This window comes from Flavobacterium magnesitis (genome assembly GCF_041729735.1).
In the GTDB taxonomy this organism is placed as follows: Bacteria; Bacteroidota; Bacteroidia; order Flavobacteriales; family Flavobacteriaceae; genus Flavobacterium; species Flavobacterium magnesitis.
In genome coordinates this window covers 95,614-111,281 of sequence record NZ_JBCFQK010000007.1, presented here as the reverse complement: position 1 = coordinate 111,281, position 15,668 = coordinate 95,614, and the positions used below count along the sequence as shown (strand labels likewise).

Below are 15,668 nucleotides of genomic sequence, written 5' to 3'. Positions count from 1 at the left end.
CCATTAAGAAATTAAGAAAAATTAATACTTAAATAAGCTTAACTTCTTAATGGTTTATTTTAAAAAATTAAGAATGTTTTGGTTCTGGACCGTGATAAATAATTTTTCCAACTAAAATGGCATACAACATTCCCAACAACGCGTACAAACCTACAAATCCCATCAGGGTAAACAAGGTGTTTCCTGAGGAAACCGTTGGCGAAGCACCATCAGCAGTGCGCAATAAATCATACACTAACCAAGGTTGACGTCCTAATTCTGCCGTGTACCAACCTGTTATGTTGGCGATATAAGGAAATGGCATTAAGAACATAAACGACCATAAAAGCCATTGGGTTTGAAACAATTTCTTTCGTGTCAGTTGAAAAGCCGCCAATACCATTACTCCAATAAAAAGCGTTCCTAAACCCACCATAATATGATATGCATAGTACAATCCTGAAATATTGGTTGGGTGTGTGTCTTCTGGAAATTGATCTAACCCTTTCACTTCAGTATCCCAATTGCCATAAGTTAAAAAACTCAATACATTAGGTACAGCGATTTTATTGTCCAGTTTTTTGTCTTTTACATCTGGTTGCCCAATCAGTACAATTTCAGCTCCTTTTTCCTCAGTATGGAAAATTCCTTCCATAGCTGCAAAAGTTACTGGCTGGTGTTTTACTACTTCTTTAGCTAATAAATCACCCGTTGGCACAGCAACAATAATGCTCGAAATCAATCCGAAAACCACTCCCGTTTTCAAAAACAATTTTCCAAAAGAAACATTTCTGTTAGATAAAATATAAAAAGCGCCAATTCCTGCTACCACAAAAGAACTTGTAACCATAGAAGCTGCCTGATTGTGTAAGTACGAAGGCCACAACCACACATTGGTAAATAAAGCCGAGAAATTAGTCAAGACAAATTTTCCGTTTTCCAATACTTCGTAGCCTACCGGATGTTGCATCCAGGAATGTGTAGCAATAATCAAAAATCCGCTGGCCCAGGAACCCAAACAAATCAATAATCCAGTAACAAAATGCCATCGGTGTCCGAGGATTTTTTCGCCAAATAAAAACATACCTAAAAAAGATGATTCTAAAAAGAAAGAAAACATACCTTCCATCGCTAAGGTTTGTCCAATAATTCCACCTGTGAGTTCTGAAAATTTAGCCCAATTGGTTCCAAACTGAAACTCCATCGGGATTCCCGTTACTACACCCATTGCAAAATTGAGTGCAAAAATACGCATCCAAAAATGAGTCGCTTTATTGTAATGAGGATCGTTTGTTTTTAAGAATTTCCATTTAAAATAAACAATGATTAACGAAAGTCCCATTGTTAATTGCGGAAATAAGTAATGAAAAGTAATGGTAAATGCAAATTGCATTCGATCATAAAAGAGCATTTCTTCCATTGGAAAGGAGTTTTTTTTTGATAGTCCAAATTTAATTCAAATGCCTCGAAAACCCTCATGAAAAATCCATTTTAATTTACTTTTTTTCTTCATTTTTAGAAAACTGACAATTAAGATTCTTTGTGTAACTTTAGTCACTATATCCCCCTGAAGGAAACTTTATCTTTGTTACATCAAATTAAAAAAAGTAATTATGAAAATCGAACAAATATATACTGGATGTCTTGCTCAAGGTGCTTATTACATCACTTCAAATGGTGAAGCGGCTATTATTGATCCTTTGCGTGAAGTACAGCCTTACCTAGACCGTTTAGAACGCGATAACGTGAAACTAAAATACATTTTCGAAACCCATTTCCATGCCGATTTTGTATCGGGACATTTGGATTTGAGTAAAGAAACCAAAGCTCCGATAGTGTATGGTCCAACAGCAAAACCTGAATTTGATGCCATCATTGCCACCGACGGACAGGAATTCAACATTGGAAAAATTACCATAAAAGCGCTACATACTCCGGGACATACTATGGAAAGTACCACTTACTTATTGATTGATGAAAACGGAAAAAAACACGCTATTTTCTCTGGAGATACTTTGTTCATTGGCGATGTGGGAAGACCTGATTTGGCTCAAAAAGCAGCGCATATGACTCAAGAACAATTAGCCGCTATCTTATTCCATTCGTTAAGAGACAAAATCATGACTTTACCAGATGATGTAATTGTATATCCTGCGCATGGTGCTGGAAGTGCTTGTGGAAAAAACATGAGTAAAGAAACGGTTTCGACTATTGGCAACCAAAAAACAACTAATTATGCCTTGAGAGCCAATATGACTGAAGCCGAATTTATCAAAGAAGTAACAGAAGGACTATTGCCTCCGCCAGCTTATTTTGGAATGAATGTAGCGATGAACAAACAAGGGTATGAAAGTTTTGAAACCGTTCTAAACCACGGAATGAAAGCTATTGAAGTAAACGATTTAGAAGCTATTGCTAAAGATTCTGGAGCCTTAATTTTAGATACCCGAACCAACAATCTCTTTGCCAAAGGTTTTATTCCGCAATCCATCAATATCGGAATTGAAGGCGATTTTGCTCCTTGGGTAGGTGCTTTAATTGCCGATGTCAAACAACCCATTATTTTAGTAACCGAAATCGACCAGGAAGAAGAATCGGTAACACGATTAAGCCGAGTTGGTTTTGACAACATCATTGGTCATCTAAAAGGTGGTTTTGAAGCTTGGCAAAAAGCAGGAAAAGAAATCGATACGATTAACCGAATTTCTGCTGAAGAATTAGCGAAAGAAGTTAAAATTGGCGAAAGCAAAATAATTGATGTTCGCAAAGAAACGGAATACGCTGCCGAACATGTTGAAGAAGCATTTTCTAAACCTTTAGCCTACATTAACGATTGGATAAAAGACATTGACCCAAAAGAAAAATTTTATCTTCATTGCGCTGGCGGTTACCGCAGTATGATTGCTGCTTCTATATTGCAAGCAAGAGGTTTTAGAAATTTCACGGAAATTGAAGGCGGCTTTAATGCGATTACAAAAACGGCTATTCCTAAAACAAATTTTGTATGTCAAAGCAAAACATTAAACAACTAAACTATTGATTTTAAGAATATTAATCCTTAAATTTATATAGTAATTTGAACACATCTTTTAACCCTTAAATTCTAGAAATCATGAAACATAATATGGGAAAAACAGACAAATCAATCCGTGGAATTATTGCCATCGCACTAGCAACATTGTATCTTACAAACACCGTTACTGGAAATTTAGGAATCATTTTAATGGCTATTGCCGTAATCTTATTAATTACCATTTCTATCAATTTTTGTCCTATGTATACTCCTTGGGGTATTAGTACAAATAAAAAGAAACTAAGTCATTAAATTATAAACAGACTCGCCATAATTCTTTTAAAAGTTTATTAAACAATACAAAAACTAATTTTAGCTTTTTTGCAATTTTTTTTTGTGTTTTGCTTTCAAATCATTACAAAAACTATCATGAATAACGAGCAATGCTGTACAATAGCTAAATTCAACAAAAAATAAACAATGAATAGTAATTTCGATAAATTGATACAATCTGAAAAACCAATATTAGTCGATTTTTTTGCTACTTGGTGTGGTCCTTGCAAAATGCTGAGTCCCATTTTAAAAGAAGTAAAAGAACAGTTAGGAGAGCAAATTTCGATTATAAAAATTGATGTAGACAAAAACCAACAAGTTGCTTCACAATACCAAGTTCGCGGTGTTCCCACAATGATTTTATTCCAAAACGGAAAACAATTATGGCGACAATCAGGTGTTTTAGACAAAAACGCTATTGTTCAAATTGTTTTAGAAAAAAGCAAGTCCTAATGTTTTATTAGGACTTGCTTTTTTATAGATTTAGAAGATTTAATTTTTTTTTTTTCGATTAAAACACAATTCTAAACAATTTTAGTGTTTATCTAAAGTAAAGTTAAACACAGTGAACTTCCCCATTTCTGATTCAACTTCAATTGTTCCTCCTAGAGCCAATACAAGTTTTTTTACTGTTGCTAAACCAATACCGTTTCCAGTTTCGCCATATTGATCATAAGTGTCCAAAACTTCAAATATTTCGAAAATTTTATGTTGATTTTCTTTGGATATTCCTGGTCCATTATCTCTTACTGAAATATTGTATTGTAAAGGTCCTTCTGTAACCTGAATTTCAATTTCAGCAATTTCTTTATTATTGTATTTGATGGCATTAGAAACAAGATTAATCAAAATTTGCTCTAAGGCTATTTTATTAGTAAACAATGTAGTAACATCTGATTTTAAACTAATATTGTACTTCTTATTTAAACTAAAAAGTCCTAAAATTTCTTTTTTAAGGGTTTCCAAATTGACTTCGGTCTTTCCTTCTTTAATAATTTTATCATATTTACTGTACTCCAGTAAATCATCTATTAATCCTCTTAATTTAACTGATGAATGATGAATTAAAGATATAATTTCAGAAGCCTCTTTGTCTAAATCTTCACCATAATTCTCTGTAAAAAAATCGGTCAGAGCAGTAATATTTCCTAATGGAGATTTTAAATCATGAGCCGCTATGTAAGCAAACCTTTCTAATTCCTTGTTTTTATTTTCAAATTCCAGTAAAGTATTTTCAAGTCGTTTTTTATTCTTTCTTAATTCCAGCAACTTCATTACCTGGTTCGAAAGTGCTTTCAACGATTTTATTTGACTCTCATTGAGCTCATTCGGCTTATTATCAATTACACATATTGTTCCTAAAGGCAAACCATCCTGCCCAACTAAAGGAGCGCCAGCATAAAATACAACATTGGGGTCTTCGACTACTATAGGATTATCATAAAACCGATTATCCATTCGCGCGTCTTCAATAATGAAAACTTCATCAATATTGTGTATGGCATGAGCACAAAAAGCAATTTCTTTTGGTGTTTCAGTATAATGTGTCCCATGATGTGATTTAAACCATTGTCTTTTATCGTCTAAAAGACTTATCAATGAAATTGGTGTACCGCATATTTGAGCTGCTAATTCAGTAAGTTGATCGTATTCGTCTTCTGGAAGTGTATCTATGATAGAGTAGGAATCTAAATCCCTTAGCCTGTCCATTTCTCTAATAAATTTATCAGGTTTAATCATGTATTTTTTATTATGAATGGTTATTTCGATATTGTAATTAAATAAAATGCTTTACAAAAATATACTTTTAGAAGTAAATACTTATATTTTTTTTATCAACATTTAATAGTTTTATAAACGACAAACTGCTTTGTAAATTGTGCTTATAGAGCAACTTACAATTTTAAAATTAAAGAGGTGTACTTCTATTTGCCAGTCAGTAGTAAGATTATCTCAGAATTGGGCTGTTTGTGGATACTAAAGTTTATCAACCAATAGCTTTTGTAAATTAAAAAGACAAAAATCACACTGATTAAAGTTTTGAAGGTAGTAAAAAACAAATTAATGTGACAGCCATTTTAACATTACCGATTCTAAATCGGATACAATTATGGGTTTTGTAATGTAATCATTCATTCCTGATTTGAGACATTGTTCTTTTTCTTCTATAAATATTCCTGCAGTTAAAGCAATAATAGGTGTTGAACCATTTTTTTCTATTTTTCTAATTTCATGTGTGGCTTCAAATCCATTTTTATTTGGCATTTGGATATCCATCAAAATAATATCAGGCTGCTGATTTTGATATTGTTCAATGGCTTCGTCTCCATCAAAAGCTTCGATAATAATACTTTCGGGAATAATTCTTTTAACTAATGTTTTAGCTAATAGCATATTAATGGTGTTATCTTCCACAATTAAAACTTTCTTAGCTCCTAAAATATTTTTCATAACTAATTTGCCATTGGTTTTTAACAAATGGTGATTTTGTACCTCCGATTTTTTCAATCTGATATTAAAATAAAATTTACTGCCTTCTCCATAAGTACTTTCTAATTCCAAATTCGAATCCATCAAAGCCAATAGTCGGTTAGAAATGGCTAATCCAAGTCCTGTTCCTCCAAACTGACGGCTTGTAGAATTGTCTTCCTGTTCGAAAGAATGGAATATTTTGCCTAAATTTTTTGATTGAATCCCTATTCCTGTGTCCTTTACCGAAAAATTAAGGTTGACATAATGCTCTTCGAAAGGCAAAATAGTTTTAATTTCCAATTGTATTTGTCCTTTTTGAGTAAATTTAACTGCATTTCCTATCAAATTGATGATGATTTGTTTCAACCGCAATGAATCTGTAAAAAGATATTGTGGCACATTAGCATCTATATCTAAAACCAAATCGATTTGTTTTTGATTGGCTTGGTATTTAAACAACGAAACAACCTGATTTGTTATAGCAAAGAGATCAACTTCTTCAATTTTAAGTTCTAATTTACCCGCTTCAATTTTAGAAAAATCCAATATATCATTAACAATATCCATCAATGTATTTGCTGATTCATTAATTGTAAGCATATAATCTTTCTGATTTTGCTCTAAATTGGATTCCATCAATAAGGAGGTAAAACCAATAATTCCGTTTAATGGTGTTCTTATTTCATGACTCATATTCGCTAGGAAATCCGTTTTGGATTTATTAGCAATTTCTGCTAATTCTTTTGCTTTTTGAATTTCATAATTCATCATTTTTTGCTTAGTAATATCAATAAAACTGGTCACTACTTCTTGAATATTACCGTTTTTATCCAGTGTTGGAAATCCATTTACTAAAATCCAAATAATCTTTTTTGTAGTGGGTTCCATAATTCCTAACGGAAAATTTTTAATAGCTGTTTTAGAACGAATAATTTGATTTATTGGATAATTATCAACCTTCATTTCTGAATAATCTTCATTTAAAAAATGCCATTTCAAAGATTCTCTATCTCCAGACATCAATTCTTCAATACTGTAACCTAACAATTCCCCCGATTTACTGTTACACATAATAATAATCCCATTAGCATCATGAACAACAATTCCAGCTTCCAGATTATCTAATATCCCTCGGTATCTTGTTTTGTTTTTTAATAAGGCTTCAGTAGCCATTTTCTGTTCGGTAATATCTCTAGAGATAACTATAAAATGTTTTTCTTTTCTTTCATCTTCTTTCATTGGAGCTAATGATAACTCAAACCAAAATTTCCCCGTATTTAATTCTAGTGAATATTGTTTTCCTCTGGAAAAACCTTTTTCGTGTGCTTCTTCCAAGGCAGAAAAACAAACAGATGCCGCAGGAGCTGGCAATACCTCTCTGACATTTTTTCCAACAAAGAAGAATGGAGACATCAGTAATAAATCATTATTGGGAGTATGATAATTAAAAATCATTCCTTCTAAATTTATTTCAAACATCATATCTGGAATAGCTTCGATAATAGCTTCCATCTTTTTACTGGTTTTAAAAAACTTGTCTTCGGCTTCTTTTCGTTCAGTAATATCAGTAATGGTTCCAATAAATCCTATAATTTCATTTTCGGCATTGGTCTCTGGAGTGGCTTGACCTATTACCCAGATGATATTGCCGTCTGGTTTTATAAAACGATATTCTAATAATGATCTTACTTTATCGGCTGTTACTTTTTTCCACTCGTTGTATATTTTTATACGATCATCGGGATGAATGGCTATATACCAACCACTTCCCATCGATTCTTCATAACTAATTCCAACTATTTGAGTCCAACGCTGATTGACATAAGTTGTAGCTCCTGTCAAATCGGTTCTAAAAATCCCTACGGGAGAGACTTCGGTTAGGGTATGAAATCTTTTTTCACTTTGAGCAACAGCCTCTTCAGCTTCTTTTCTCATTATTTCTTCTTCAAAAAATTCTAAAGCAAATGTGACATCAGAAGTTGCATTGTTTAACAAACTGATTTCTTCATCATCAAAATAATTTTTCTCCGCTGCATAAATCACAAAAACTCCTACTACCTTATCATACATTTTAATAGGTATGGCAATCAGCGAACGAAACCCTTTTTTTAAAGCTTCTTCTCGCCACAAATCCATTGAAGAATCCTCTTCAATAGCATTACAAACCTGATGAGTTCCTTTTCTAATAGCTATTCCAGCAGGTCCTCTTCCTCCTTCTTGATCGATTTTTGCAGAAATTTGCTTGATTACAGACAAATATTCTTGGTCAAGACCGCCTACACCCACAGGAATTACATCTTGAGTAACGGGATCAATCATGCCAATCCAAGCCATTTTAAAGCCCCCAATTTCAACAGCAATATTGCAAACTTCCTTAAACAACTGATTTCTATCCTGTGCGCGAACAATAATCTGATTAATACGACTTATAAAAAGATACAAGCGTTTTGCTCTGTTCATTTTTTGTTCCTGAACATTGATCTTAGCCAATAAATCTTCATAACTAGGTTTCTCTTCTTTCATACATTAATGTATAAGTCTGTCCATTTACTGATAAATATAGTCATTTGGAATTTAAAAACTGTCCTGACATTAACAAAAAAACTAGTGCTAAAACTATTTTTTATGCTTAAATTTGAAAAACTACTGTTTTTCAAAAAACACTTCTAAAGTATTATGTTCGAAATATTTAGACTCCATTTAGAAAAATTCATCCAAATCAACGATGAAGATTTTGATGCCATATCTGCTTTTTTTAAAACGCTAACTGTTCGAAAAAAAGAAAATTTACTTATTGAAGGTGCATTATGTAAATCTCATTTTTTTGTTGTTGAAGGTTGTTTGAGAAAATTTTTTATCAACGACAAAGGAGTGGAACAAACCACCGAATTTGCAATTGAAAACTGGTGGATTACTGATAACATTGCATACGAACATCGATTAGCAACTTCTTTTTATATTCAGGCAGTAGAAAACTCAGAAATATTAATTTTAGATCGAGAAGACCAAGAATTACTATTAGAAAAATTTCCAAAAATGGAACGTTATTTTAGATTCATTTACCAAAGGGCTTATGCTGCTTCACAAATGAGAATAAAATATTTGTATGATTTGACTAAAGAAGAATTTTATGAGCAACTCTGCAAAAGCCAACCTGAATTTGTCCAACGTATTCCACAATACCTCATCGCTTCTTTTCTTGGTTTTTCGCCAGAATATTTAAGTGAAATCAGAAAAAAAAGCGTTCTTAAACCAGTTTAAGTTTTTCTAGTTTCTTATTACTGAACTTTGCTCTATTAATATTTGAAACTAAAAAAAATGAGAGTAAACATCAACGAAACAGAACCTCAAGCTTTTAAAGCTATGTATGCACTAGAAAATTATCTAGGAACCATTCAGTTATCAAAAATCCAAAAAGAGTTAATTAAGATTCGTGCTTCACAAATCAATGGCTGTGCTTTTTGTATTGACATGCATACTAAAGATGCCCTTAAATACGGCGAAACAACACAACGCATTTTTTTATTAAATGCCTGGCATGAAACCCAATTGTTTTCGGAAGAAGAAAAAGTAATCTTAGCCATTACCGAAGAAATCACGCTAATTTCAAACAAAGGTTTATCTGACGAAACCTATAAAAAAGCGGAACAATTTTTCGATAAAAATCAAATTGCACAAATTATTATGGCAGTAGTTACCATCAATGCCTGGAATAGAATTGCAGTAAGTACACAATTAGAACCTGCTTCTTAAAATTCGATTCAAAAATAAACAGACAGCTCGCTTGAAGTAATTTAAGCGAGCTGTCTGTTTTTAATCAGGATACTTATCTATAATCGGTTTTTTATATTTGTCAAGTCTTCAAAATACGGAGTTCTTTTGAAACACACTATTTTTTATCACCACTTAAAATTAAACCATAAATGAAAAATTTTATTCTGTGTGCTTTTTTAACACTTTCACTTTGTCTCTTTTCTTTTAAAATAGATCCGACAAAAGTAACTACCAAAGAAATAAAAGTAAAAGCGCCATTTGGAACCACAAAAATTAATATTCCTGATTTCAGTAAATGCAAAAAACTACTCATTACTGATTTTGGAGCTGTAAAAGGAGACCAAAATAAAACTACGCAAGCCATTGCAAAAGCCATAGACGAAGCCAACAAAATAGGCGGAGGAATTGTTGTTATTCCCGAAGGAGAATGGCTTACTGGAAATATTCGCTTTAAAAGCAATGTCAATTTGCATTTAAATAAAGGTGCTTTATTGCTCTTTTCTGATAATCCAAACGATTATTTACCTGCTGTACATTCTACCTGGGAAGGATTAGAATGCTACAATTATTCGCCTTTAATTTATGCTTACAAATGTAAAAACGTTGCTATTACTGGCGAAGGCGGAATAAAAGCAAAAATGGATTTTTGGAAAAAATGGGCGGGTCGTCCGGCAGGTCACATGAATAGCTTAAAAAGATTATACAATTTATCAGGTGAAAATGTTCCTGTAGAAAAACGTGTTATGGTAAATGACACGGCTAATCTTCGTCCACAATTTATTCAGTTTAATAGAAGTGAAAATATTTTACTGGACGGAATTTCTATTACAAACAGTCCGTTTTGGACCGTTCATACCTATCTTTCTAAGGATATTGTAGTTCGAAATTTAAACATTTATGCTCACGGTCACAACAACGATGGTTTTGATCCTGAAATGAGTCAGAATATTTTAGTAGAAAATGTAACTTTCGACCAAGGTGACGATGCCATTGCTGCAAAATCAGGTAGAAATCCAGAAGGATGGCGCTCAAAAACACCAACAAAAAACTTAATCATTCGAAATTGCATCATTAAAAACGGACATCAATTATTAGCCGTAGGAAGTGAACTCTCTGGAGGAATAGAAAATGTTTTCATTGACAATTGCGAAGTATTAGACGGAGCCAAAATGTTTCATCTGGTTTTTATTAAAACCAATGAACGCATGGGCGGTTATGTAAAGAATATTTATGTTCAAAATATTAAAGGGAGTAAAATGGATTTTGGAGTACTTGGTATTGAAACCGATGTTTTGTACCAATGGAAGAATTTAGTTCCAACTGTTGAACGTCGCTTGACTCCTATTTCTAATGTTTTTCTAAAAAATGTTACTGCTAAAAACGTGAAATTCATTTCCAAAATCAAAGGTGAAAAAGAGTTGCCTATTCGAAACATTTCTCTTAAAAACGTTACTGCCGAAACCATTCAGGGAGAAGAAAAACACATTAGTGAAAACGTAATAAACTTTAAAGTTAAATAAACAAATTCCTATTTCATGTTTCAAAAAAACAATAAAAAGATCTTTTTAACCTTAGCTTTTTTTGCCGTTTGTTCTTTGGCGATAGCCCAAAAAGGAAAAATAGACGCCATTTATTCTGGAATTCCCTTGTTTGATAACAACAATAATGTGGTCAGTGCACATGGAGCCAATATTGTAAAAGATAATGGGAAATTTTATCTTTTTGGCGAATTCAAATCAGATACCAGCAATGCTTTTAATGGTTTTAGTTGTTATTCTTCAAAAGATTTATACAATTGGAAATTTGAAAAAATGGTCTTACCTGTACAAAAATCAGGCGATTTAGGTCCAAATCGTGTGGGCGAAAGACCTAAAGTAATGAAATGCCCAAAAACAAGCGAATACATTATGTACATGCACGTTGATGACCTTAAATACAAAGATCAGTATGTTGGATATGCAACTTCTAAAACCATCAATGGCGAATACACTTTTCAAGGCCCAGTACTTTTTGAAGGTAAACCTATCAAAAAATGGGATATGGGCACTTTCCAAGATACCGATGGCAGTGGCTACATTATTTCACATTCAGGAAATTTATACAAACTGAGTGATGATTACAAAAGTGTGACGGAACAATTAGTAAAAGACATGACCTCACATTGCGAAGCACCCGTGATTATTAAAAAAGACGATACATATTTTTGGTTGGGTTCTGGTTTAACTTCCTGGGAACGAAATGACAACTATTATTTTAGCGCACCTTCGTTAAAAGGACCTTGGACAGAGCGTGGTATTTTTGCACCAAAAGATTCATTAACCTGGAATTCGCAATCTACATTTGTGCTTCCTATCATTGGTTCAAAAGAAACCACTTATTTATTTATGGGAGATCGTTGGGCTTTTCCCCGTCAAAATTCGGCGGCAACTTATGTTTGGCAACCACTTTTAGTAACTGAAAACAGTATTTTCCTTCCCGATTATAAACAAAGCTGGCAAATTGATATTGAGAAAGGTACTTGGTCACCTTCCAAAATGAACTATACTGAAATTCAAAATACGGATGCGAAAGCAATTCAATATTCTGGAAACTGGTCAGAAGATAATTCATCTAAAATAAGTCAATCTGATGTTAAAGGAGCTTCTTTTTCAGTTGATTTTAAAGGAACACAAGTTGGTTTTTACGGCACATCAAAAGTAGATGGCGGTTATGCTGCTATTATAATCAAAAACAAGAAAGGAAAAACAATACTTTCCTCCACTATTGATATGTATTGCAAATACACCGAAAATGCTTTAAGATTTCTTAGTCCAGTTTTACCAAAAGAAAACTATACTATTACAGTTACCGTATTAGGAGAACACGGTAATTGGTATAAAAAAGACGGAACTCAATTTGGAAGTACTGGTGATTTTGTTGCTTTAGATAAAGTAATTATCAAGAATTAAATTCCCGAAAAATCCAATAAAAAAATCGGAACAAAATTAAATTCTGTTCCGATTTTTTATGAGATAACTTTTAGAATAATTCAATTATTCCTCATCATCTGTAGCGTGCGATTTCGAATAATTACGCCATTTTTCAATACAATCTTTAAAATCCTGTGGCAATTCGGTATCAAAACGCATTAGTTCTCCAGTATTTGGATGCACAAAACCCAATGTTTTTGCGTGCAAAGCCTGTCTTGGCAAAATTTTAAAACAATTTTCTATAAACTGCTTGTATTTGGTAAACGTAGTTCCTTTTAAAATCAAATGACCTCCATAACGCTCATCATTGAACAATGGATGACCAATGTGTTTCATGTGTGCTCTAATCTGGTGTGTTCTACCTGTTTCTAATCGGCACGTAATCAAAGTTACATAACCAAAACGCTCTAAAACATTGTAATGTGTAATAGCAGGTTTTCCAATTTCAGGATCAGCAAAAACAGCCATTTGCATACGGTCTTTTAAATGACGTGCCAGATTTCCTTCGATCGTTCCGCTTTCTTCAGCTACATTTCCCCAAACTAGAGCTACATATTCCCTTTCGGTAGTTTTAGCTTCAAATTGTTTGGCTAAATGTGTCATAGCAGCTTCGGTTTTGGCAATTACCAACAAGCCCGAAGTATCTTTATCAATTCGGTGAACCAGTCCTGGACGCTCACTGCTGTTCATTGGTAAATTCTCAAAATGAAAAGCCAAAGCATTTACTAAAGTTCCTGTGTAATTTCCGTGTCCTGGGTGAACTACTAATCCTGGTTCTTTGTTTACCAATAATAAAGTATCATCCTCATAAACAATATTCAACGGAATATTCTCTGGAAGCACATGGTTTTCAAACGGTGGATGCGATAACATTACTGTAACTACATCAAACGGTTTTACTTTATAATTCGATTTTACCGTAGCATTATTGACAAAAATATTACCATCGGTAGCAGCATTCTGTATTTTATTTCGAGTAGCATTGGGAATCAATCCCATCAAATATTTATCAATTCGTAAAATTGCTTGTCCTTTAGGAACTTCAAATTTAAAATGCTCAAATAATTCCTCTTCTTCTAAGTCAATCGGCTCAATATTATTGTTCATTTGGTGTTTCGTCTGTTGCTGGATTAGCAATTATTGTATCTGTTACTATATCTTCTTCATAACTCGCTTTTCCATCCCCTAAAACCAAGTCAATTTTAGACGATTTCAAAACACGATCTCCAGGTTTTATATTTCTTCCTTTGTAACGCATCTCTAAAACCATATCTTTTCCAAGATTTGGAATATAGGTAATTGTTCCTTCTTCAAGTCCTAATGCTTTTAATGTTGGAACCGCTTCACGATAGGTTTTCTCAATCAAATCAGGAATTCTAATAGATGAAAAACCGGAACTATTAATCTTAATATAAACTTTTCTCCCCTCTTTTACCTTTGCTCCTGGCAATGGATCTTGTTGTACCACGCTGTATTTAGGATAATTGCTTCTGTAATCTACGCTATCAAGCAAGACATAAGCTAAATCTAATTCGTCCAGCTTTTCTTCTACTTGTTCCTCGGTCAATTTACTCAAATCAGGAACGGTAATTTCATTTCCATGATCGGTAGTAAAAGTCAACCAATGCATAAAAAGATAACCCAAAAGAACGATTATTAAAGCAGCAATAAAAATCTGTGTAAAAAACGTGCGACTAGTAAGATATTTACGTAAACTCATATATTATTTTTTTGAAAGGTGACAAAGATAAAGCTATTTCGTTTCAAAAAAAATGATAATTTTGTTTAATCTAGCTTCCGTTCTAGCTTATTTTATTTCAGGAGCTATTTCCCGCTGTTCACTCTATCTTTTCCTCGCTAAAGGAGCGAGAAAAAGGATGCCGTTGCCATCGGGGCTAAAAACACAAAAACCAATTTTTACAATACATAACGAGACTAAATGAAAAACATTGCCATTATCATGGGCGGCTATTCTAGTGAGTACAAAATTTCACTTATTAGCGGTAACGTAGTTTACAAATTCTTAGACCAAACCAAATACAACGGATTTCGCATCCATATTTTCAAAGAAAAATGGGTTTATGTGGACGATTCAAATACTGAATTTCCAATAGACAAAAACGATTTTTCAGTAACCATAAAAGGAAGCAAAATCAATTTTGACTGTGTTTTCAACGCCATTCACGGAACTCCAGGCGAAGATGGTTTAATGCAGGCTTATTTTGAATTATTAGGTATTCCGCAAACTTCTTGCGATTATTACCAAGCCGCTTTAACTTTCAACAAAAGAGATTTGCTTTCGGTATTAAAACCATACGGAATTAAAACAGCTATTTCTTATTATTTAAACAAAGGCGATATAATTAATACTACCGAAATTATCAATAAAGTAGGATTGCCATGTTTTGTAAAACCAAATAAAGCAGGATCTAGTTTCGGAATTTCAAAAGTAAAAACCGAAGCCGAATTGCCTAACGCAATTGAAACCGCATACAAAGAAGACAACGAAATTATCATAGAAAGTTTCCTTGACGGTACCGAAGTTTCTGTAGGTGTGATCAATTACAAAGGAGAAATTATTGTCTTGCCCATTACCGAAATCGTTTCTGAAAATGATTTCTTTGATTATGAAGCCAAATACCAAGGAAAATCACAGGAAATCACTCCTGCCCGACTTTCTGACGAAATGACTCAAAAAGTGGGAATCATTGCCAAGCGTGCTTACGAAGTATTGAAAATGAAAGGATTTTCCCGTTCTGAATTTATCATTGTTAACGATGAACCACACATGCTCGAAATGAATACCATTCCAGGATTAACTACCGAAAGTTTGATTCCGCAACAAGCTGCAGCAGCTGGAATTTCATTAGAAGATTTGTTTACTAATGCTATTGAGTTGGCTTTAGCTTAAAAGAAATTATTTTTTTGCCACAGATTTAAAAGATTAGCACAGATTGATCTTTTAAATCTGTGGCTTATTTTTTAACACCTCAATATGTCATTGTGAGCGATAACGAAGCAATCTCATACAGTAACTCGACAAAGTATTCAAGCTGATTACTCTTCTTTGTGCTAATATAAAGTATTTCCACCATTTTGGATTTACAAATAGATTAAAGGAAATATAT

Annotated in this window: 13 protein-coding genes; 8 read left to right on the top strand and 5 right to left on the bottom strand. The window is 33.1% G+C overall.

The window, feature by feature from the left end; genetic code table 11:
- Positions 1-67: 67 nt before the first annotated feature.
- Positions 68-1,399, bottom strand: a complete 1,332-nt coding sequence (locus tag AAGV33_RS07045; protein WP_373391261.1) for a cytochrome ubiquinol oxidase subunit I — start codon at positions 1,397-1,399, stop codon at positions 68-70.
- Between the two features lie 193 nt (positions 1,400-1,592).
- On the opposite strand from AAGV33_RS07045, the gene AAGV33_RS07040 reads away from it, so the two are divergent.
- The 3 genes from AAGV33_RS07040 (at position 1,593) to trxA (ending at position 3,778) form a co-directional block, all read left to right on the top strand.
- Positions 1,593-3,011, top strand: coding sequence for an MBL fold metallo-hydrolase (locus tag AAGV33_RS07040; RefSeq protein WP_373391260.1), 1,419 nt, complete (start codon positions 1,593-1,595; stop codon positions 3,009-3,011).
- A gap of 80 nt (positions 3,012-3,091) precedes the next feature.
- Complete coding sequence (locus AAGV33_RS07035; RefSeq protein WP_373391259.1) at positions 3,092-3,304, top strand: YgaP family membrane protein; 213 nt, start codon at positions 3,092-3,094, stop codon at positions 3,302-3,304.
- A 168-nt stretch (positions 3,305-3,472) separates the two neighbouring features.
- Positions 3,473-3,778 carry a thioredoxin gene (gene trxA / locus AAGV33_RS07030; RefSeq protein ID WP_373391258.1) on the top strand — a complete coding sequence of 102 codons (306 nt, stop codon included), beginning with the start codon at positions 3,473-3,475 and terminating at the stop codon, positions 3,776-3,778.
- Positions 3,779-3,859: 81 nt separating this feature from the next.
- Here the strand turns inward: trxA and AAGV33_RS07025 are convergent, their stop codons facing one another.
- Together AAGV33_RS07025 and AAGV33_RS07020 are read right to left on the bottom strand one after the other, a co-directional pair.
- On the bottom strand, positions 3,860-5,065 hold the full coding sequence (locus AAGV33_RS07025) for a sensor histidine kinase (protein WP_373391257.1): 1,206 nt from the start codon (positions 5,063-5,065) through the stop codon (positions 3,860-3,862).
- Between the two features lie 321 nt (positions 5,066-5,386).
- Positions 5,387-8,320, bottom strand: coding sequence for a PAS domain S-box protein (locus AAGV33_RS07020; RefSeq protein ID WP_373391256.1), 2,934 nt, complete (start codon positions 8,318-8,320; stop codon positions 5,387-5,389).
- A 153-nt stretch (positions 8,321-8,473) separates the two neighbouring features.
- On the opposite strand from AAGV33_RS07020, the gene AAGV33_RS07015 reads away from it, so the two are divergent.
- From AAGV33_RS07015 to AAGV33_RS07000, 4 genes are all read left to right on the top strand, one after another.
- The gene (locus AAGV33_RS07015) at positions 8,474-9,058 is read left to right on the top strand and encodes a Crp/Fnr family transcriptional regulator (protein ID WP_373391255.1); all 585 of its coding nucleotides are present in this window, start codon (positions 8,474-8,476) and stop codon (positions 9,056-9,058) included.
- Positions 9,059-9,115: 57 nt separating this feature from the next.
- Complete coding sequence (locus AAGV33_RS07010; RefSeq protein ID WP_373391254.1) at positions 9,116-9,550, top strand: carboxymuconolactone decarboxylase family protein; 435 nt, start codon at positions 9,116-9,118, stop codon at positions 9,548-9,550.
- Positions 9,551-9,720: 170 nt separating this feature from the next.
- Positions 9,721-11,091, top strand: coding sequence for a glycoside hydrolase family 28 protein (locus tag AAGV33_RS07005; RefSeq protein ID WP_373391253.1), 1,371 nt, complete (start codon positions 9,721-9,723; stop codon positions 11,089-11,091).
- A gap of 15 nt (positions 11,092-11,106) precedes the next feature.
- A complete protein-coding gene (locus tag AAGV33_RS07000; protein ID WP_373391252.1) occupies positions 11,107-12,519 on the top strand; it encodes a family 43 glycosylhydrolase in 1,413 nt (470 codons plus the stop codon).
- Between the two features lie 84 nt (positions 12,520-12,603).
- On the opposite strand, the gene AAGV33_RS06995 is transcribed toward AAGV33_RS07000, so the two are convergent.
- Both AAGV33_RS06995 and AAGV33_RS06990 read right to left on the bottom strand, forming a co-directional pair.
- On the bottom strand, positions 12,604-13,647 hold the full coding sequence (locus AAGV33_RS06995) for an RluA family pseudouridine synthase (RefSeq protein ID WP_373391251.1): 1,044 nt from the start codon (positions 13,645-13,647) through the stop codon (positions 12,604-12,606).
- Positions 13,637-14,260, bottom strand: coding sequence for a PASTA domain-containing protein (locus tag AAGV33_RS06990; protein ID WP_373391250.1), 624 nt, complete (start codon positions 14,258-14,260; stop codon positions 13,637-13,639). Before AAGV33_RS06990 ends, AAGV33_RS06995 begins: the two co-directional genes overlap by 11 nt.
- A 219-nt stretch (positions 14,261-14,479) precedes the next feature.
- On the opposite strand from AAGV33_RS06990, the gene AAGV33_RS06985 reads away from it, so the two are divergent.
- A complete protein-coding gene (locus AAGV33_RS06985; protein WP_373391249.1) occupies positions 14,480-15,451 on the top strand; it encodes a D-alanine--D-alanine ligase in 972 nt (323 codons plus the stop codon).
- Positions 15,452-15,668: the final 217 nt, after the last annotated feature.

Bases quoted from the DNA above. Each gene is read 5' to 3' on its own strand.
- AAGV33_RS07045 (WP_373391261.1), bottom strand. From the start codon at position 1,399: ATGGAAGAAATGCTCTTTTATGATCGAATGCAATTTGCATTTACCATT.
- AAGV33_RS07040 (WP_373391260.1), top strand. From the start codon at position 1,593: ATGAAAATCGAACAAATATATACTGGATGTCTTGCTCAAGGTGCTTAT.
- AAGV33_RS07035 (WP_373391259.1), top strand. From the start codon at position 3,092: ATGAAACATAATATGGGAAAAACAGACAAATCAATCCGTGGAATTATT.
- trxA (WP_373391258.1), top strand. From the start codon at position 3,473: ATGAATAGTAATTTCGATAAATTGATACAATCTGAAAAACCAATATTA.
- AAGV33_RS07025 (WP_373391257.1), bottom strand. From the start codon at position 5,065: ATGATTAAACCTGATAAATTTATTAGAGAAATGGACAGGCTAAGGGAT.
- AAGV33_RS07020 (WP_373391256.1), bottom strand. From the start codon at position 8,320: ATGAAAGAAGAGAAACCTAGTTATGAAGATTTATTGGCTAAGATCAAT.
- AAGV33_RS07015 (WP_373391255.1), top strand. From the start codon at position 8,474: ATGTTCGAAATATTTAGACTCCATTTAGAAAAATTCATCCAAATCAAC.
- AAGV33_RS07010 (WP_373391254.1), top strand. From the start codon at position 9,116: ATGAGAGTAAACATCAACGAAACAGAACCTCAAGCTTTTAAAGCTATG.
- AAGV33_RS07005 (WP_373391253.1), top strand. From the start codon at position 9,721: ATGAAAAATTTTATTCTGTGTGCTTTTTTAACACTTTCACTTTGTCTC.
- AAGV33_RS07000 (WP_373391252.1), top strand. From the start codon at position 11,107: ATGTTTCAAAAAAACAATAAAAAGATCTTTTTAACCTTAGCTTTTTTT.
- AAGV33_RS06995 (WP_373391251.1), bottom strand. From the start codon at position 13,647: ATGAACAATAATATTGAGCCGATTGACTTAGAAGAAGAGGAATTATTT.
- AAGV33_RS06990 (WP_373391250.1), bottom strand. From the start codon at position 14,260: ATGAGTTTACGTAAATATCTTACTAGTCGCACGTTTTTTACACAGATT.
- AAGV33_RS06985 (WP_373391249.1), top strand. From the start codon at position 14,480: ATGAAAAACATTGCCATTATCATGGGCGGCTATTCTAGTGAGTACAAA.